Origin of the sequence: Leptospira kirschneri serovar Cynopteri str. 3522 CT, from assembly GCF_000243695.2 — a bacterium.
GTDB lineage: Bacteria > Spirochaetota > Leptospiria > Leptospirales > Leptospiraceae > Leptospira > Leptospira kirschneri.
Genome location: NZ_AHMN02000011.1, coordinates 359829 through 380000, shown reverse-complemented (window position 1 = coordinate 380000; position 20172 = coordinate 359829). Strand labels below are relative to the sequence as shown.

Below are 20172 nucleotides of genomic sequence, written 5' to 3'. Positions count from 1 at the left end.
CCATAAAAAATCAATGTTTAAAAATTTGTAATGCGGTTTGAGACGCAGAAATTCCCAAAAATCAAGTCGGCCCGGATTATTTAACTTTTTGTGGTAAATCCTACATTCTCAGTTTTTTACAAACTAGAATTTGACGTTATGCGAAATTAATCGACGCGGGGAACTTTAGCAGAACGCTCTTTCAAACCAAAGCGTTTCACTTACTGAATGCCGATCTTTAGAGAATCATTCGCTGAGTTTTCTGGATCGTTAGACGGTATCGTGTTCTATAATCAGGTGAATTAGCGCGAAAGGGATCGATGCGGGGTTAATAAATTGCGACTTAAGACGATATGTTGCATTACATTTCCTGCATGCAATTTATTAACCGGAGCTAAAGAGCCCGGTCCGGCTGCCCATAGCAGCCGGATTCGCCCTGATTTTCCTACGCCGAATTCTTGTTAAAAAAGGAACTTTATAAAATCCATATCAAGATTCCAATTTTTGCATAAAACCAAACGGCTTTTGCGGGCCTAACTCTTGAAATGATAATGAAAAAATTCCAGGACCTGTTTAATTTTGAAGACATATTTTTAGGTATTTTTTTTGTTCTAACAATTAGGGGAAAATTTTTAAATGTCTACGATCTTATTCTCTATTTCAAAACTCGCCACTCTGTTTCTATTTCCTCTACCGTTGGTTCTTTTGATTCTTTTGCTTGTTGGTGCAAAACTCAAAAAATGGAAAGAAAAATTTTCCGTTTGGCTTCCCGTTTTGTTTCTTTGGACCTTATCCACAAGTACGGTTTCCCAAAAACTGATTCAATCTTTAGAAATTTATTATCCTCCGGTTTCTTTGGAACAACTTCCAAAAGCAGACGTCATACTTGTGTTAGGCGGAATGGTTTCAACGTTAAGCATTCACGACGAACCGGTCGATCTTTCCAACAGCGCAGAAAGACTTACCGAAACGGTCCGACTTTATAAAGCCAAGAAGGCACCTAAAATTCTATTCTCCGGAGGTTCCGGAAATCTTTTTTATCAAACAGTGCCGGAATCCGAACCGGCGGGCAGATTTCTAAAACAAATGGGTATACCCGATTCCTCTTTGATCTTAGAATCTAAAAGTAGAAATACCGCCGAAAACAAAAGTTTTGCCGTAGGACTTCTAAAAGAACACGGTTGGAATTCGGTGATTTTAGTGACTTCTTCTTTTCATATGAAAAGGTCCGTCGAAATCTTTCAGGAAAATGGAATCACGATCATCCCCTTCCCTACCGATTTTCGTTCCCAAAAAGCAGTTTTAACCTTGGATAATTTCTTTCCCTCTACAGGTTGTCTTGAAAATTCCACGATTTCTATTAAAGAATGGATCGGTATTTTGGTTCATAAAATCCGAAACTTTTAATCTAGATTTTGCAGTAGTTCCCACATTTGAAAAGTTCATCTGTAAAATCCTCGATTTGTGAGAGTTCCTACATTTGAAAAGTCCATCTGTAAAATCCTCGATTTGTGAGAGTTCCCACATTTGAAAAGCTCATCTGTAAAATCCTCGATTTGTGAGAGTTCCCACATTTGAAAAGTTCATCTGTAAAATCCTCAATTTGTGAGAGTTCCCACATTTGAAAAGTCCATCTGTAAAATCCTCAATTTGTGAGAGTTCCCACATTTGAAAAGTTCATCTGTAAAATCCTCAATTTGTGAGAGTTCCTACATGAATCTAAAAAACGAACCTCCAAGAGCCAGAGATTCCACTGAACTAGATCCATAACGGGGGATTTACACTTTTCTCCGCCCATCCGTTCTGATTTTATGGTCTAAAACGAAAAACAGTCGGAACTTCAACGATGAATATAAAATTTACGGTACTATCTGGGATCATCCTTTTATCCCTCGGCTCCATCGCTTACTTCTCCTCTAAGGAAACCTCTTATACCCTACTCGACGCCTCGGAACTGGCCGCCTCTCCTACAAAATACGAAAACGATCTTTTAAGAGTCAGAGGTTTTGTAAAATTAGGATCCGTAACTCGAGAAGGCAAAACCGCAAAATTCATCTTAGAATTCAACGATAAACAAATCCCCGTTTTTTTTACCGGAGAAACCCTACTCCCGGACGCTTTTAAAGAAGGTACACGAGCACGAGTAGACGGTTATATGAAAGACGGAATACTCGTTTCCGATCACGTAGAAGCAAAATGTGCTTCCAAATACGAAGCAGATTATTCGGAAGAAAATAAGTAAAATAAAAAGGATTATAATTTTTTAATATGAATGATTTCGGCGCACTTTGTATTATTACGTCATTTGCGGTTCTAATATTTTCAATCTTACAAACGTCTTACGGACTTTGGAAACGTGACAAAAAAGCGATCGAACTAGGTAGATACACTTTGATGACCAATTCCGCGGTCATTCTTCTCGGATTTATAGTTTTACTCGTTCAATTATTCAGAACCGATCTTTCCAACTATTACGTGGTAATGCATTCGAACGAACACCTACCTTTATTTTATAAACTTACCGGCATTTGGTCCGGATCTTCCGGTTCCCTGCTTTTTTGGAATCTTTTACTTTCTATTTTTACTTTTATCGTTCTTTGGCAAACAAAAGATCTAACCCAAGATAGAATCCCTATCTTAAATTTAACGTTAGCCGTCATATCTGCTTTTTTTTCTTATCTCGCCGTATTTTATCCGGATGCTCAACCCTTTCGAGAATTTCAACCGGCGGCAGTTGCAGGAAGAGGATTAAACCCTCTTTTACAACACTGGGCAATGATCATTCATCCTCCGATTCTTTATGTGGGTTACGTAAGTTTTGCGATTCCTTTTGCAATTGCAGCTTCGGCTTTAATCACAGGACATCTTTCCGAAAATTGGTTTCGTTTTGTTAGAAGATGGACTATCTTTTCTTGGTTTTTTTTAGGAACCGGAATTCTACTCGGTTCCAAATGGGCTTACGAAGAATTAGGTTGGGGAGGTTACTGGGCCTGGGATCCGGTGGAAAACGCCTCTCTTATGCCCTGGCTTTTATCCACTGCGTTTCTTCATTCTATGATCATCCAAGAAAGAAGAGGTATGTTAAAGTTTTGGAATATGCTTTTGATCATACTCGCTTTTCATTTTTGTTTATTAGGAACTTGGATCACTCGAAGTGGAGTACTCGAAGGTCCTCATAGTTTTTCCAAGTCCACAATTGGCACTCCGTTCATCATCTACATCGGAATCAGCTTTTTATTTTTTTTAGGATTTCTAATCTACCGCAGAAATTCTCTAAAACCGGAACACAATTTAGACGCAATGACTTCCAAAGAAGGAAGTTTTCTTTTTAATAACTTTCTTCTTGTGATTGCAACCCTAGCAATTCTTCTAGGAGTATTTTCTCCTCTTCTTTACGGAAGAGAATTTAAGGCCCCTTGGTTTAACTCTTGGGGAGTTCCCTCCGGAATTCTTTTGATCCTTTTGATGGGTTCGGCCCCACTTCTGGCTTGGAGAAAAGGCGCAGATAAAATTTTCTTCTCCACTTTACTCAAACCGTTATTAGTCGGAATTGCAGGAGCTGGAATTTACATTTTATTTTATACTAAAAACTTTACGATCAGCGAATATAGTTTAGGTGACGTATTAGGAGAAGTTTATTCAGTGATCGCGGTCGGTCTCGGAATTTTTACGATTGCAGGGATTGTACAGGAGTATCATAGAGGAATCATCGCCAGAAAAACTGCGTATCCAAACGAGAATTATTTTTTTTCCGGATTTAGGATGCTTTTAAAAAATAAAAGAAGATACGGAGGTTATCTAGTTCACTTGGCGATGGTGATACTTTTTATAGGTTATGCAGGAAACGCGTTTAAACAAAACACTTCTATTAAGTTTTTCTACTTTTTAAACGCACCCGAAAAAAACGAAATCGTATATTCCAGCCAGGACACTGGCGTTTTAGGTAACTATCAGATCTCCGCTCATACTTTAAAAATCAAACCTCTCGTTAGCGGAGAAGCCAAAAACGGTCTCAATATTCAGAACGTTATCGTTTCTCACGAAGCGACCTTTCAAGTAAAACGGAACCTAAAAGAATTTTCCACGATGGTTACAGAAAGAAGATTTTATCCACAAATCTCTCACTTAAGCGGAGACTTTGAAACTCATATCCCTACAAGTGAACCCGCAATTTCTTCCACTCCTAAAGAAGACTTATACATTCAACTCGGGGCCATCGAACATTCCGATCTTTCCGATGAAAATCCAGACCTTCCCATACTTTTTATGAATTATCTTTTTACAAATGAGAATCAGCCTGTTCGTAAATTAGAAAACTTCAACCGATTTCCGAGGCAACTCGTAGCCAATTTAGAAGTCTGGGTAAACCCTCTAGTAAAATTCATTTGGGTGGGTTCTTTGTTATTTTTCTTTTCGGGACTTTTGATCCTGCTTCCGATCGGAGAATCCAGATTATGAAGATAGTATTTCATAATATTCTAATTTTATTTATTTTTTGGTGCGTGTTCATTTTGAACGGCTCATTTAGTTCTTTGTCCGCGGATTCCACATTCACCAACTTAACGGAACCGGATCAGATCCGAACTTTTCACGAAGTCACTTCTAAAATCAGATGTATCTGTATCCCTTCGATTACAATCAAAAGTTGTTCGTTTAACAATTGTACCGTTTCGGCCAAATTGAAACTTTTTATAGAAAACAGGATTCAAAAAGGGGAAAACGCGGACGTAATCGTAGATAAAATGGTTCACGGTTTTGGAGAAGAAGCTCTCTCCGATCCGGTGATCCAAAAATTCGTGGAAGCGGGTAATACCGGAATGGCAAACTCCGTCGTCTTCGGTTTTGGTGAGAATATTCTGGCGACTCCGGATTCTACTTGGATCAACTTAAGTCTTGTTCTCGCTGGTTTTTTAGGAATCATACTCATCTATCTTTATATGAAACGAAAAAATCCGGGTTCTTTAAAACGAACTCAGGAATCCGGGAATTCAGTCAAACAAGTAGAAGATTCTTTTCAGAAATATATTTCCGAGATACAGGAAAAACAAAAATAATGGACCCTTTACTCATTTCGTTCTACGTTATTTTACTTGGAATCATTCTTTCTCCATTTTTATGGATCCGATTTGTAAACCACTCTAAAACATCCGACATCGAATCCGAAAAGTCGGAACTGATCAATCGGAGAGAGGTGATTTTAGAAAACCTAAGAGATATAAAAATCGAATTTGATACTGGCAAACTCACTGAGTCAGAATTTCATTCCATCTCTTCCGGAATTGTTAAGGACTTAGAAGACTTCGACGAAAAAATCAGATCCGTCACCCAGAACATTCCAAAACAGGTAATCTCATCCGAAACCATCCCCAAATTTTGTCATGAATGTGGTTTTAAAATAGCTTTCTATGGAGCCAATTTTTGTCCTTCCTGTGGAACCAAATTGTTGATCTGAAGGCATTTCTTTTTCCTAAAACGCCTCAGATGACCTTTTTAAAAATATCCTATTATTTTAGTATATTTATATATTCTTTTTTATTAATAGATTGTTCAGGAAAAAATCTTAAACTTCAAGGAGAACCGAACCGTCTTTCTGAACTTCCTTTTTACGGAGCCGGTTTTTTCGTTTCCGCCTCTAAAATTGAAAAGGGTGACCTTGAAGAAATCAGAAAGGATATTAAAAACGAACTGGCCTCCAGAATTCCAAAGGACAGGATCGAACGATGGAAAGAAGCCGATTCGCTCAACGGCTCGGAAGGTATTTATATCCTTTTTCAGATCGTTCCGGAAACAAGAGTTCTTCCTGAGTTTTTGGATTTTCAATTTTACTTAAACGACATTCCCGCCGACAAAATTTGGAATTATTACGTTCAATCTTTTACTGCTAGAATTCGTAACTATCGTTTTTCAGCTCTTCCTGTCTATGGAACCTTCGGTTATCCTTTTTATACGGCTCCACCCGGAGTTTATTCTTCAGGCACCTTTGTTTATGATTCGGATATTACTACAGAGACGGAACACATGTATCGTTTTTTGGTCCGTTTTCCTAAGGATACTTTATTTAAAAATTCCCAGAGTAAAACTTTTTTTCAGGTCGTAACTCCGGCCAAGTCCATTCTACGTTTTGAATATTAGTATAAGAACTTGTTCCAAAACCTCAAAGAATTTTACACGATAATTCTTTAGAAATTTTTAATAAACTGAATTCCTCCGCAAGCGACACGAAGGACTTGGTCAGAGCGCTTGACTATTGTGACCTAAACGACATCCAAGCGCGAAAGACCAAACGGTGAGCCCGGAGTCGGCGTGGTCTGTGGAACCGACATCTCTGAACTTCGATTTAGATCGTTCCGTAAATGCGGTCGATTCAGTTTTTTTAGTAATTCCTACCTTCAATGATTTTCCGTTTGGCCCAAATTTTCGGAATCTATTTAACGTGAGCAGGGCGTAACGCGAAAGGGATCGATGCGGGGTCAATAAATTGAATCTAAAGACGATTGTTGTATTATGTTTCCTGTATGCAATTTATTGACCAGAGCTGAGAGCCCGGCCGGCTGCCTGTGGCAAGCCGGATTCGCCCCGGTTTTCTTATGTCGAACTCACTGAATTCGACGTAAAGAATCCGTTTTATCTTAACGCGAGCAGGCGTAAGAGATTTGTTTTATAAAAACCTGATTTTTCCATAAAAAATAAAATGAAGAACTCCCCAACTCGAGTCACAAAAAATGAATGTTTAAAGATCTGTAATACGACTTAATCTGCCACAAATTTATATTTTAACGTGAGTTCGTAAAGAAATCCATGATTCATTTTTATGAAAAAAAATTGGAATTTGAACCTGCAGATTTTTTTCTTAAACGTGGGAACTACTACTTTTAGAAAATTCTTTCTTATTTTCTTACGTCCTGCTCACGTTAATCTTAGGTCAATTTTTTTGTAAGAAAAATAGATGTGGGAACTCTCACAAATCGTGGATTTACAGTTAAACTTTGAAAGTTGTGAGAACTACTTAAATCATCGTCCAGTCCGATTTTTGCACAAAATCGCTGTTTTACGGTCATCATCAAATTTAAATCCCATTTTAACGTGAGTTCAGTTGAGAAAGATTTTTTTAAAAGTATGAGTTCCTACAAATTTTAGAATTTATTTGTAAAATCGTGGTTTGTGAGAGTTCCCACACTTGAATACGACAGATTCAATTATTATAAACTTCTTTTTTTAAATTGTGGTAGTTCCTACATCATTTTACGGACAAACCTAAGTTTTGTATGAGTTCCCACATTTAAAGAATCGATCTATAAAATTCAGATTTCAACTTTTTTCAAAATCATGGGTTTCTTACATCTTGCTCACGTTATTTAAGGCTCGATGATAAACCGAATCGGATTTCCTTTTCTCAGATCCAAGGCCTCGAGGCATTCATTCAATTCTTCTAATGGATGATGAGAAGTAATCGAATGTGATAGATCGATTTTCCCTTTTAAATAAAGATCGATCAGTTCCGGAATCGCTCTTCGATCAGATCCATAAGAACCAGACACCGAAATCATTTTTTCGATTAATATAAAAGGAATCTGAAATTTCAAAGGTTGTCTGCCAATACCCACGAGTACAATTCTACCTCCTGGGTTCATCGCTCGTATTGAATCTTCTACATTAGACATATAACCCGAAAAGTCGGCGAGTAGATCCACACCTTTCGACACTTCCTTTAGAACCTTACCTGAATTTCGTACTTCTTTTAAATTGATCACTTCATCGGCTCCGTATTTAGAAGCATTTTCTAAAGCTCCCAGATCCACATCCAATGCGATCACCTTACCTTTTGTCATCGCCCTTGCAACCGCCACCGCATGAATTCCAAGACCCCCACAACCAAAAATGGCTACCGTATCACTTTCTTGAATATTCCCTCTATAACGTATGGCATGATAAGGAGTAGACACCGCATCCGCAAGAATCGCCCCTTGATCATACGGAATCTCGTCCGGTAGAGAATACAAATAACGTTCTTCTACTATATTAAATTCTGCAAAACTTCCGTCTCGATCAAAACCGAACACTCCTACGTCTTTACATAGATTTTCTTTTCCTTCTTTACAATAAGAACAAACTCCACAAGAAGTTCCGGCCGCTATGACTACCCGATCTCCTTTTCGAAAGCGTCTAACGTTTTCACCTACTTCTTCGATAACTCCCGATGACTCGTGTCCGGGAACTCTGGGAAAATGTTTACACTTGAGAGTTCCATGAACCACGAGATGTACATCCGAACCACAGATTCCACAAGCTTTAATTCTTACCTTTACTTGTTCGGCCCTAAGTTGTGGAACGGAAACGTCTCTGATTTCTAATTTTTTTTTACCGGATTCTAAAACCGCTGCTTTCATTTCCCATTCTCCCCATTTTTTTATCAAAACCGAGTTAGACTAAGATCATTGATAAAGTGGTCAAGACGATTTGTTTTTAAAATCAGTTTCTCTTCAAAAGATTTTATAAAAACGAACTGAGAAAAGACTTTTGAGCAATAGGTTTCGAACTTGAATCCGTAAGTGTCAAATTTTTCATGGAAATAGAATCTCAAAACTTCAAAGAAATAACTTATAAGTTGAAGCGATGTTTTTAGAACTGATTCTTAAAATGAAACGTTCGATATAGTCACCGGAGGAAAATATGGATACGGAAACGATCTACCGGGAAATCAAAGCTAGTCAAAACGGACAAGATTGGCATCATAAAAATTGTTTTGGTTGTGGTCCCGAAAATACCAAAGGAATTCACGCAAGTTTTCCATTTCATGAAGAAAGTGGAGAAGTTAGATTTCCGTTTAAAATCGAAAAGGCTTTTGAAGGTGCTCCTGGTTACGCACACGGAGGAGTTCTAGCAACTCTACTCGACGAAGCCCAAGGAGTTCTTTGTTTTCATCTCGGTCATTTCGTCATGACGGATCAACTTTATATGCGTTATCACAAAGCGGTTCCACTAAACGAGGAAGTTGAAGTACGTTGTTGGGTTACTATGGTGAGAAGAAGAAGGCTTTACACTAAGGCCACGATTCATCTTTCTAAATCAGGCGAACTTTTAGTTTCTTCCAAAGCGCGCTGGTATGATATGTCGGAAAGAACGATGAAAAGAATGTTTCAAGGGACCGTCTTTCCGATCGATACACTTCTACAAGTTTTAGAAGTAAATCAAAGACGAGGTAAAGAAATTAGAAAACGTCTTAAACTTCAAAAGGTAGATTTATAGATCTCATTCTATAACCAAAAATTTAAGACTTGTAGTAAAACCGATTTCGAAACTAAAAATTTCAGACCCAGTGCAGAAAGAATCAAAGTCGATAAAAGAACTTGTAGATTTCAAACCAAGTTTGGTAAAATTCGTAGAGAACTTTTTTACCGAGCTGGCCTTCGTAAGAACCAGAGTCAATTTTTCTGGTTTTTATTGAGTTTTTTTAGATATATTTTCAATTCGTTTTTTTAAAAAATCACAAGTAGATACAAACATTTTAATATATTCAAGAATTCTGAAATATAAATTTTAACCCTGAACTTCCAATAGAATTGTTGAAAAATAAATTCTCCATCTATTTCTATTTCATGGAAAACGGTCGATTGAATCAGTTTTGTTAATTAAACTACAAAATTTTTCAACAACTCTAATCTACTACTCGAAAGTAGTATTATGAACTTTTTCTAAAATTAAGATGTGAAAATAATTCCGGGTTAGAATTAATTTAGGAGAATTTTACTACTCGGACGTATAAACAGAATATTTGAGTTAGATTGTTTCAAAAACTTGAATGTTTTGTTTCTACTCTAAAATACCGAATTTACGGTATTTTTTAAGTACCACTATTTTTTTCGCAATTCGACCCGTTAATACTTGGTACTATTTTTATACGTTCGAGTACAAGTGAGTATAACTCAAAAAATTCTCGTATCATTTTAAACTATTCTCAAATATAAAAATTCCCACAATGGATTTGAATGTCCAAGAAACTCATTCGATTCAAATAATTTTTTTTTAGACTCTACATAAAAGCTGAATTTTCCCTAAAAGCAAAGTCTAATTTCTAAACAAACATTTCGCAACTAGGAGAAAAACATTGATCGAATTATATTCGGCGTCTACACCCAACGGAAGAAAAATTTCTATTTTACTAGAAGAATTAGGAATTCCTTATACAGTTCACCCGATTGATTTGGGTAAACTGGAACAAAAACAAGAGTGGTTTCTTAAAATCAATCCAAACGGAAGAATCCCTGCAATCATAGACAAAGACAACGGAAACTTTGCAGTATTTGAATCTGGAGCAATTCTGATTTATCTCGCTGAAAAAACAGGAAAACTTTTACCTAAAGATCCAAAAGAAAAAAGTACCGTAATTCAATGGCTTATGTTTCAGATGGGAGGAGTTGGCCCAATGCAAGGACAAGCCGGAGTATTTCTTAAATACGCACCCGAAAAAATTCCGTTCGCGATCAATAGATACCAAAATGAAACCAAACGACTATATTCCGTTTTAGATAGAAGACTGAGTGAAAGTAAATTTTTAGGCGGTAAAGATTTATCCATCGCAGACATTGCTACCTGGCCTTGGGTCAATATGCACGATTGGGTAGAAATCAGTCTGAATGAATTTCCCAATCTAAAACGCTGGAACGATGAATTAGAAAAACGTCCTGCTTTTATTAAGGGTAAAGATATACCAAATAAAGTAGATCATAAAAAAGACGAAGAAGAGATCAAAAAGAAAGGTCAATCTATATTAATAAAATAGAATTTACTGATTTTTACTAATTTGACTTTCGAGTTTTTGCAAAATCGGTTCCGAGGCGGGAAGAATCACAAAAAACGTGGTCCCTTGTTTGGAAGTTTCAAAATAGATTTTTCCATTATGATCTTCTATGATTCTTCTACAAATGTCCAGACCTAAACCAGTTCCCGCACCGGAAGGTTTTGTAGTAAAAAAGGGTTCGAAGATTCTATCTTTGATCGATTCTTCGATTCCGGCTCCACTATCCTTAATTGCGACTTCCCAAGTAGTCAAAACTCTTTTGCAAGAGATTTCAATTTTCCCTTTATATCCCATCGCATAAAGAGCGTTTCCGATCAAATTTGTCCATACTTGTGTAAGAGACTCCGCATTTCCTTGAACGTAGGAAGTTTCCGGCATTTCACGAACGATCTCTACTTGAGTTTTGTATTTAGAATAATAAAGAGTCAGTACGGTTTCCAATTGTTTCCGTACATCTACGGGACTCATAGCAGTTTCGCTACGATCTCTATAAGCATATTCCTTCAGAGCTTGTATTACTATAGAAGCTTTTTCAGCGGCTTTTTCGATCGTAAAACTCGCTCTGGCAAGACCCGAAAGAGATAAAGCATTTTGCGCGATCATAAGTAATTTTTCTTTTTGATTTAGATATTTAAAATTTTCTAATACATAATCCGGATGAATCCCAAGATCGGTGAGAATATCCGCAAGACGAGTTGTTTCGGAAAATCCGAAGTCGTTTAACAAAATCGCTATTTTTTTTCTCTTGGTTCTTTCTTCTCTTGTATCGTAAAATTCTCTGAGAGTAATGCCTTTTGAAAAAAGTTTTTCCCAAATTAATTTTTCATCTTCGGTAAAATCGGAATAACTCCTAAGAAGACCTTCCCAAGAATTGGACAATACCAACTGAATGGCCTCGTTAGAAGAAACAATAGCGCCTAACGGAGTATTTAGTTCGTGTGCAATTCCTGCAACCAGCTGTCCAAGCACAGCCATTTTTTCAGAACGAACGAGTTGTTTCTGTGTGTTTTTTAAGTTTGCAATCGCTCTAATTACCTGTTCATTTTTAGAAATAAGATATTGATTTACGGTTCTAAGTTCTTCGGTCCGTTTAGCGACTATCTCTTCGAGCCCTTCGTTGACGGAACGAATTTCTTGTTCCGTATCAGTTATTTCCTTAACGAGTAAGGTTTGTCTTACGCTCGCAATTACGACCACGATCGTAGTTCCGGTCCATGCAACAATTCGAACTCCTTCCGGTAAACCACTGAAAGTTCCTGCCAATACAATCGTAATCGAACTTGCAATCACTTCAAATAAAGGTAATAGACGAAGTGCCGTTTCAAACCTCCTTCCCCAAATAGGATGATCATTCAATTTTGGTTTCCAGGTCCAAACTCCATACCCTAAGATTAAAGTCGAAATAGAAAAACCGGCATTGAGAACGGTTCCATCGGGAGGAATCTCAATGATAAATAACGCGTTCCATAACAACCAACAAAAACCACTCCCTCCCATGCCGATTATAAACGACAACCAAGATTTATCAGGTTGCAATCTTAGAACGGGAATCAATAAAATTCCCAAAGCGGCAGCGGTTAAAAAAGAAACAGGATGATTGATCAACGGAAGAAGTTGAGAAATTCCAACTCCTTCTCTCTGAGGAAGATACAATGCGAGTGAAAATGTTAGAACCGCCGTGATAAGACCGAGAGCGTCCAATGCAGCTACTCTGATTTTATTTCGATCACATTCAAAAACTATAATAGAGTATCCTATGATAAAACAAGGAGCAACCCACGGAAAAAGAAAATCGCTCGGGGTTGGTGTCATGTAATAATTAAAATAAACTTGGATCGCCCAAGATAATTGTCCGAGCGCGTTTGCGGTAAGACCAAGTGCAAACCAAAATCGAAAACGATAAATCTCGGCCTCCGCTGAAAAACAACCAAGCCAGGCCAAAGCCGCCGCACAAAGATAAGAAACGGTCCAATGAATATTATCAATGAGTCTGTCTATATTTTTTTCTTTGTAATAATAATTACCAAAAAAGGATACGATCACTAAAATCGTACAGATTCCAAATATCCATTGTCCCAAGTAGTAGACGGAAAATCTTGAATGGTTTTTTACGTTTGTCATCAATTGCTCAGGGACGACGACAGCTTAAGAGTTAAGCGCCGATTTCGTCGATCTTTTTCTGGTTTCAAAGATTCTCAAAATAAAAACAGTTTATACAATACTTACAAAAAACCTTTTTCCGTTTTGACTATTTTTTTAACTTATACTCAGAACTATATAATAAAACACCTAGTCTTTTGCACTAAAACCGGGTTTTGTAATAGGAATTTACAGAACTTAATTTTATAGGAATCACTAATATTTAGCAAGATAAGGTGACATTTAAGATTTTCAATAGAACTTAGTTACATAAGTAAATCTTTATATTTGAAAATTTCAAAAAATTCTAAAATAAGGTTCGATCCGTTTTTTGGGTAAGATGAGGCACTCCATTGACCGAAATAGGAAGATATTCTCCTTTCACTTTTCGAAACGTGCTGACAGAAGTATTCCAGATCCAAGGCATCCAGGAAAAAGGGTCTCCTTTCTGACGTAAAATATGATTTAAAACCAAAGAAATCGGAGTTCCAGAAGTAAATAAAAAAATCCGCTCCTGCTCTCCGGAAGAAAATAAAACATTATAAGAATGGAATATTCTAGTTTCAAAATTTTCGTATGTTTCTATACCATCCGCCTCTATCGCGTTTTCTCTCCAAAATTTGAGAATTTCTTCCGTCAATTTATAGAACAAGGCCGCAGATCGGATTCCCCCTCTGGTCTTAACTTTGTAGAATTGTGAAAGAATTCTAGCGAACTCAGGCTTATCCGACACAAGTAGTTTGGCCAAAGAATTCCAAAGTTCTGGTGAAAATTCGTTCCAACCTGAATCTCTACAAACGAAAGAATCCGTTTTGTATTTTTCCAGATCTCCAACTTCAGAAACCACACCTTTCATGAACCAGTCCGCGGTCTCCAAATGTCTTCTCAAAGTTCCGGTAACAATTCGATCTGGAAGTTCTCCGTTATACGCCATATATTTTCCGAGCGCAAACGACTGATTTTTTCCAAGCGAGGTCAAAAGGTCGTAGTTTTCGCCTTGGGAATTTGCCTGGCCGTGACGAATCAGATGAATGATAGACATAGCGACTAACTTTCCGTGTTAAATCTAGGATTCGTAATTTCTACTTTTTCTATAACGGTTTCTTTAACGTGATTCCAATAGATAGAATCTTCCAGTGAAAGTTTCTCTTTACGGATTTTATCCCTGAGTTCTACGTTCCAAACGTTAACTAATTTTTTCTTTTCATCCAGGGAAGGTGGTAAAGAAAAATCTTTGTTTAAGAGTTTAGCCAAACGATTCAGCTCCCGATCTAACAATTCCTCCCCAGAACGAATTTCCCTAGATACAACTCCCAGCATATTCCAACTTACTAATGTTTTATAAGAAAGAAGATCTTTGTCCTTAAATTGAGGAAGCACTTCCTTCATTAGAAAATCCTGAATTGATTCTATTAAATCGGTAGACGTAGGTTTATCCTGCATTTTCTATGATCCTCATCGCTTCGTATTCCATCTCACAAGCCCTTCTTCCGATCGCCGCAAGTTCAATTCCTTTATCCTTTCCAGAAAGATGTCTTTCCGCTTGTCCGATACATCCAATCGCCCATCTAAGATTTCCCATCACTTCCCAATAAGTAATCATAAACGGATCCAGTTTTACACCTGAAACCTTTTCATAGGTTTCATAAAACTCATTTCGATCTGCAAAACCCCCCGCTTCCTTATTCAACTTTCCAAATCTCCAATCCCTCATACAAAGCCAGGTCAGATCTTCGTGACGATCCCCCCAATGTGCAAATTCCCAATCCACTATTCCTTGAAGTCCGTCCGGAGTTACCATAAAGTTGCCGGTCCTAAAATCACCGTGTATTAATACGACATCATCCGAAGGTTTTGCCTTTTTTTCCAACCAGTTCAGAATCATTTCCATAGCAGGATAAACTTCCGGCATTTTTTCCAATTCCAAACGTAGAGAACGAATCGAACCGTTAGCTATTATTTTATCGTTCGGATTTTGGTCCATCCAAAGTGTTTCGCGTAACGTTTCATTTTTACAATCCTTCGGTTTTAAAGAATGAATTTTTGCAAGATTTTCGGCCAGATCAGTCGATAATTGTTTTCTAATACGATTCAAAGAAGGATCTTTGACGATATATCTTCCCGTCGCCTTACCGGAAATTTTCTGCATAAAATAAAAAGGACTTCCGGTAATTCTTAGATCGGTTTCAAGCCAAAAAGGCCTAGGAGTATTCACTCCCGAATTGTAGGCGAGTTCGCAAACTCCAAATTCATTTTCCCGACTTAAAGAAGCCAAAAGAGACGCACCCTTATCCGTTCTAAATACGGTATCGTAAGAACCTTTTTCGGGTCCCTCCAATACTTGAACTTGAGCGGAAAAATTTTCCTGACAGGCCCCGCCGCTTAAAGAAACCATAGAATGAATCTCGGTTTTACCCTTTAATCTTACGGAAAGATAGTCTTCCAAGGTATTTTTCAATTCTGTATCATTCATAATATTCTCGAATTATAATATTAAAAATCACTTTTACCGCTGATCAGATTTCTTCCGATCACCATCTTATGAACCTCGCTAGGACCGTCTGCGATTCTTGCGGCTCTCGCATCCCTATAAAATAGTTCCAATTTCATGTCTCTTCCGTAGCCATGAGAACCACAAATTTGAATCGCACGATCGATCACCTTACAAAGAGTTTCCGAAACTTGCCATTTTGCCATGGATATGATTTGTCTTGCGTCTTCTCCGGCTCTTAAAGTATGAGCCGCTTTCAAAGTGAGCATATAACCGGATTCGATTTCAACAGCGGATTCGGCGAACATCCATTGAATTCCCTGATGATCTGCAATCCTTTGACCAAAAACTTCTCTCTTGAGGGCGTATCCTCTAGCCATTTCCATAGATCTTCTTGCAAGACCAATCCATCGCATACAATGTGTTAGGCGAGCAGGTCCCAGACGTTCTTGAGACCATTTAAATCCCTCGCCTACCTTTCCCAAAATGGAAGATTCAGGAACACGAACGTTTTCGAACTTTAATTCGCAATGACCACCCGGACCGTGAGAACCCATCACGCCAATTTCTCTCATCATCGTATAACCAGTAGTATTAGTAGGTACCAAAAATAGAGTAGTTCTTCGAAAAGAATCCGAGACCTTAGACATCACGATCAGAAAATCCGCGCCGTTTGCACCGGTGCAAAACCATTTATGTCCGTTGATCACGTATTCGTTTCCTTGTTTAACCGCATTGGTGGTCAAAGTTTGAGGATCAGCTCCCGCACCGGGGGGAGGTTCCGTCATCGCAAAAGCAGAACGAATCTTTCCTTGAATGAGCGGATAATAAAATTTTTCTTTTTGATCTTTGTTCGCGGCTATATGAAGAAGATGCATATTTCCTTCGTCGGGAGCGTCACAATTGCAGAGAAAAGGGGCAATCGGAGAACGACCTAACTCAGAAAAGATGATCGCAGTTCCGACCATATCTAAACCAAGCCCTCCTTCCGATTTTGGAAGATGGGGAGTCCAAAGCCCTAGATCCTTAACTTTTTTTCTAAGTTCTTCCGTGATTTTTTCGGGCATCCTACCGTGATCGTAATCATAGTGAACTTCGGCAGGAATTGCAAAATTATCAACAAAGTCTCGGACTCTTTTTTTGATCTCTTCAACTTCTTGAGGAATTGTAAAATCCATACTTACTCCTTCTACCGAAAGTAAACACTTAACGGAGAATTATATTTTTAGAATGCGTTCGAAAACTTAATTTTAAACGATCTAAAAGGTCAAGCCGGAAGAATAAAAATAAAAAGATTTATCGATTGTTTCAAGATGAAAAATATAGAAACTGAACAGATCAAAAAACTCACAATTATAAAAACAGAAATACCACAACTCGAAACTATATAATAAAAAACCAAACCAATAAAGTATCAATCCAATAGTTTACACTTCAACCCTGTGAATTTACGAAAAAAACGAGGCGAATCCAGCTTTGTCGGACCATGCTCTTTAGCTCCAGTCAATCAATTGCATAAAAGAAACGTAATACGATATTTAGTTTTAAATTACAATTTAGAACACAACCTGTCGAGCGACCGTAGAAGCGAGACGCTGAGTTACTTCGAGCGACCGTAGAAGCGAGACAGCTTTAGTTACTTCGAGCGATCTAAAACGCTTTCGTAAAAAGCGTTTTGCTTTAGTTCAATTTTGATTCTAAAATCCTATTCAACTTGTGGGGTTGGTTATGGTAGAGAGCGTTGCATGAGTTTCTCTACGTTTCAATCGCTTTCGCATTAGAATTCGTGTTACTCATAACTATATAATAAGGTACCTAATATTTTACATAGAATCAGCGTTTTATGATAAAATTAATTCTCCATCTGTTTCTATTTTATGCAAATCGGCAATTGAAGCAGTTTTGTTAAACGCCACTATGGAATTTTTCAACAACTCTATTTACAGACACTCAATTTTCTAGAGATTAAAAAAACTCTATAAAATATCATAAATTCTAAAATAAATCTCAGCTTAGAGTAGTAAATTGTTTAAACACTATGTTTAATAGCTATAAATATTTCATTTGGTCTAAAACGTTTTTTATAGACATTCTAAATTCTTTATATATCATATAGAAAAAAATCAGAATATACAAATCAAATTAAAATTTCACTTTTAAAGAAATGAAATTTCAGTAATTGATCATAGTCGCCAAACTACGGTTTTACGATAAAATTGGATTTTAAATCTTTATTCTTAGATTTTATAGAATCTACGATTTTTCAATGTAAATCAAATCATCCAAACCTTTTTGAGAATAGAATTTATTGAAAAATTAATTCTCCATATGTTTCTATTCCATGGAAACGGCCAACTGAAGCAGTTTTGTTAATCGAACTATGAAATTTTTCAACAACTCTAACAACAAAAAGTTCGAACTATTCATAGATTTCAAAAGTTAAATGATTTTCAAAAAAATCACAATATTCTTTCGAACATTCAATCCAATTCAAAAAGTAAAGTTCTTTACAAGATTCATTCAGTCTTGAAAATAAAATCGTGTCAAAATCTACAATCATAGAAAGAAACTGGCCAGCAAAAGAGATCATCGAAGATCTATCCGAACTCAGAAAACAATCTCCCCTAACACATGTTATGACTAACATAGTGGTAACCAATTGGACGGCAAATGTGTTACTTGCAGTTGGTTCTTCTCCTGCTATGGTGATCGCAAAAGAGGAAGCAGGAGAATTTGCAAAAATTGCAAGAGGGTTGTTAATCAATATAGGCACAGTAACCTCTAACGATGCGATAGCTATGAAAATCGCAGCAGAAGTAGCTCATCAAGCAAAAACGCCCTGGGTATTAGATCCAGTAGCCGTGGGAGCGCTCGGATTTAGAACAGAATTAGCAAAAGAACTGCTCAACTTCAAACCGACCGTAATTCGAGGAAACGCATCCGAAATACTAGCGTTAGCCGGAACAGAAGGAGGGGGAAAGGGAGTTGATTCCACGGCCATTTCTTCTGACGCCTTACCTTTTGCTCGGATACTCGCCGAAAAAACGGGGGCCGTAATTGCAATCAGTGGAGAAGTGGATTACGTAACCGATGGAAAAGAAACCATTTCGATCAGCGGAGGAGATCCGATCATGACCCAGGTAACTGGAGTCGGCTGTTCCCTAGGAGGAGTAATCGCGTCTTTTTTAGGAGTACAAAAAGATCCTCTAAGAGCAACCGCATCTGCATCCGCAGTTTTTGCGATTGCAGGCACACGTTCCGCAAAAATATCAAAAGGCTCTGGAAGTTTTGCAGTCAATTTTTTAGATCAATTAAATCTACTTTCAACAGAAAAATGATTATGACTAAATTTTTTACTACTCTAAGCTACAAAATGGATTTCCAATATTCAGTTTCCGAAATACAGCTTTTTTCAGAATTTATGGTATTCTAATATATCCGAATGAGTAAAAAATACGATAAAAAATCAATAATTTTATTGTAAGTATGTTTACTACTATCACATATAAAAATAACACTATGAATTCGTTTCCAAAAAAGTTATAACCATAGCTTTCCCTCAAAAACCATGAATTCCAAGTTAGGTGCAATATTTGAAAACGTCTACATATTTCGCAAATTACCCATTGATACCATTTTATATGCCCAAGTAGCAAGTGCAAAACATTGAACTCCACATAATAAATCACAAGAAAAATTCGTTTTTTAGAAATATCATATTAACAGTATATTCTAAATTTCACAAATCATTATGGTTAAATTCTTTTTAAGTTTTTATACATCGAAAATAAATAATCGTAAATCCGTCTTATTTTTGTTAGCGCTTCTTGCCAGCTAATTCTTTCCCGGAAAAAAGACCCAAGCACACTTTAAATTTTTCTTGCATAGAGTATCTTCAAAATTAAGATCATGCGCGTTTAGCTCGAGTTTAAAAGGATCAAAAAAAATGAAATATCAGTGTTTACTTACCGAAATTAGAGATCAGGTTTTAATCGTAACCCTCAATCGCCCCGAAAAATCCAACTCACTAAACGTACAAATTAGAGACGAACTTGAAAATGTATTCAATGTAAACGCAAATAACGAATCCGTAAAGGCGATTCTACTCAATTCTTCAGGCAAACACTTTTCAAGTGGATACGATTTAGAGGAAGTGGTTCAAACAAAATTAGAATCCTTTCGACACAGAATATTAGAATATCATTATGCACTTTATAGTTTTCCAAAACCAGTGGTTACAATATTAAAGGGATTTGCATCCGCGGGAGGTTTTGATCTGGCTCTTTGTGGAGACTACATCATCTCTGAAAAAAAGGCGATTCTTTTCAGACCAGAAATCCGATTTGGAGGTCCACCTCTGATCACCACACTCGCCAGAAAAGTTGGGCCTAACAAATCTTTAAGTTTGACTTTAAAAGGAGATCCGATTCGATCCTCTCAAGCTTTAAATTTGGGAATTATAGACGAGATTTATGAAGGAGATGACATATTACAACACTCGATCCAAGTCGCTTCTAAACTTTCACAATGGAATTTGAATATGTTATCCACATTAAAAGGAATCTCGAATAATTATTTCATGGGGAACTTATACGAAAATTTAAAAAACGAGTTCGACGTATTCGCTTCCGTATTAGAAGATCCTAAATTTTTCCAAAAAGTCCAAAACTACGCGGCGACGATACGACAGTGAATACCCTTTCTAAAAATTTCATACACTCATTATTTGGGATTGTTTCTATAGAATTTTTTGCCAAACGCCCAA

17 protein-coding genes are annotated in these 20172 nt (G+C 37.1%); 10 read left to right on the top strand and 7 right to left on the bottom strand.

Going from position 1 to position 20172, the window contains the following annotated elements:
- Positions 1-615 precede the first annotated feature (615 nt).
- From LEP1GSC049_RS212050 to LEP1GSC049_RS212075, 6 genes are all read left to right on the top strand, one after another.
- Positions 616-1386: a YdcF family protein gene (locus LEP1GSC049_RS212050; protein ID WP_004757083.1), complete on the top strand. Its 771-nt coding sequence runs from the start codon at positions 616-618 to the stop codon at positions 1384-1386.
- Between the two features lie 439 nt (positions 1387-1825).
- A complete protein-coding gene (locus LEP1GSC049_RS212055) occupies positions 1826-2221 on the top strand; it encodes a cytochrome c maturation protein CcmE domain-containing protein (protein WP_004757115.1) in 396 nt (131 codons plus the stop codon).
- Between the two features lie 26 nt (positions 2222-2247).
- Positions 2248-4437 (top strand): heme lyase CcmF/NrfE family subunit, encoded by a 2190-nt coding sequence (locus LEP1GSC049_RS212060; protein WP_004752859.1) that lies wholly within the window; start codon positions 2248-2250, stop codon positions 4435-4437.
- Positions 4434-5033 carry a cytochrome c-type biogenesis protein gene (locus LEP1GSC049_RS212065; RefSeq protein WP_004753094.1) on the top strand — a complete coding sequence of 200 codons (600 nt, stop codon included), beginning with the start codon at positions 4434-4436 and terminating at the stop codon, positions 5031-5033. The genes LEP1GSC049_RS212060 and LEP1GSC049_RS212065 overlap by 4 nt, the downstream gene beginning before the upstream one ends.
- Positions 5033-5431 (top strand): zinc ribbon domain-containing protein, encoded by a 399-nt coding sequence (locus tag LEP1GSC049_RS212070; RefSeq protein ID WP_004752906.1) that lies wholly within the window; start codon positions 5033-5035, stop codon positions 5429-5431. Before LEP1GSC049_RS212065 ends, LEP1GSC049_RS212070 begins: the two co-directional genes overlap by 1 nt.
- Positions 5398-6111, top strand: a complete 714-nt coding sequence (locus tag LEP1GSC049_RS212075) for a hypothetical protein (RefSeq protein ID WP_025186073.1) — start codon at positions 5398-5400, stop codon at positions 6109-6111. Before LEP1GSC049_RS212070 ends, LEP1GSC049_RS212075 begins: the two co-directional genes overlap by 34 nt.
- Before the next feature lie 99 nt (positions 6112-6210).
- Here the strand turns inward: LEP1GSC049_RS212075 and LEP1GSC049_RS2000000228345 are convergent, their stop codons facing one another.
- A complete protein-coding gene (locus LEP1GSC049_RS2000000228345) occupies positions 6211-6372 on the bottom strand; it encodes a hypothetical protein (RefSeq protein WP_016560922.1) in 162 nt (53 codons plus the stop codon).
- A 962-nt stretch (positions 6373-7334) separates the two neighbouring features.
- Complete coding sequence (locus tag LEP1GSC049_RS212080; protein ID WP_004757066.1) at positions 7335-8366, bottom strand: zinc-binding dehydrogenase; 1032 nt, start codon at positions 8364-8366, stop codon at positions 7335-7337.
- 283 nt (positions 8367-8649) lie between these two features.
- On the opposite strand from LEP1GSC049_RS212080, the gene LEP1GSC049_RS212085 reads away from it, so the two are divergent.
- A complete protein-coding gene (locus tag LEP1GSC049_RS212085) occupies positions 8650-9225 on the top strand; it encodes a PaaI family thioesterase (protein ID WP_004753423.1) in 576 nt (191 codons plus the stop codon).
- Between the two features lie 859 nt (positions 9226-10084).
- Entirely contained in the window at positions 10085-10759 is a 675-nt protein-coding gene (locus tag LEP1GSC049_RS212090) for a glutathione S-transferase family protein (RefSeq protein WP_016560918.1), read from the top strand.
- Positions 10760-10762: 3 nt separating this feature from the next.
- Here the strand turns inward: LEP1GSC049_RS212090 and LEP1GSC049_RS212095 are convergent, their stop codons facing one another.
- From LEP1GSC049_RS212095 to LEP1GSC049_RS212115, 5 genes are all read right to left on the bottom strand, one after another.
- Complete coding sequence (locus LEP1GSC049_RS212095) at positions 10763-12898, bottom strand: sensor histidine kinase (RefSeq protein WP_016560979.1); 2136 nt, start codon at positions 12896-12898, stop codon at positions 10763-10765.
- A 325-nt stretch (positions 12899-13223) separates the two neighbouring features.
- Entirely contained in the window at positions 13224-13958 is a 735-nt protein-coding gene (locus tag LEP1GSC049_RS212100; RefSeq protein ID WP_004781624.1) for a histidine phosphatase family protein, read from the bottom strand.
- Positions 13959-13963: 5 nt separating this feature from the next.
- On the bottom strand, positions 13964-14359 hold the full coding sequence (locus LEP1GSC049_RS212105) for a DUF6285 domain-containing protein (RefSeq protein WP_004762335.1): 396 nt from the start codon (positions 14357-14359) through the stop codon (positions 13964-13966).
- Positions 14349-15389 carry a phosphotransferase family protein gene (locus LEP1GSC049_RS212110; protein ID WP_004753250.1) on the bottom strand — a complete coding sequence of 347 codons (1041 nt, stop codon included), beginning with the start codon at positions 15387-15389 and terminating at the stop codon, positions 14349-14351. The genes LEP1GSC049_RS212105 and LEP1GSC049_RS212110 overlap by 11 nt, the downstream gene beginning before the upstream one ends.
- A gap of 20 nt (positions 15390-15409) precedes the next feature.
- The gene (locus LEP1GSC049_RS212115; RefSeq protein WP_016560978.1) at positions 15410-16585 is read right to left on the bottom strand and encodes an acyl-CoA dehydrogenase family protein; all 1176 of its coding nucleotides are present in this window, start codon (positions 16583-16585) and stop codon (positions 15410-15412) included.
- A 1362-nt stretch (positions 16586-17947) separates the two neighbouring features.
- Between LEP1GSC049_RS212115 and thiM the strand changes: the two genes are divergently transcribed.
- Both thiM and LEP1GSC049_RS212125 read left to right on the top strand, forming a co-directional pair.
- Entirely contained in the window at positions 17948-18745 is a 798-nt protein-coding gene (thiM, locus tag LEP1GSC049_RS212120; protein ID WP_004753385.1) for a hydroxyethylthiazole kinase, read from the top strand.
- A 608-nt stretch (positions 18746-19353) separates the two neighbouring features.
- Positions 19354-20100 carry an enoyl-CoA hydratase/isomerase family protein gene (locus LEP1GSC049_RS212125; RefSeq protein WP_004753131.1) on the top strand — a complete coding sequence of 249 codons (747 nt, stop codon included), beginning with the start codon at positions 19354-19356 and terminating at the stop codon, positions 20098-20100.
- The last annotated feature ends 72 nt before the right edge of the window (positions 20101-20172 follow it).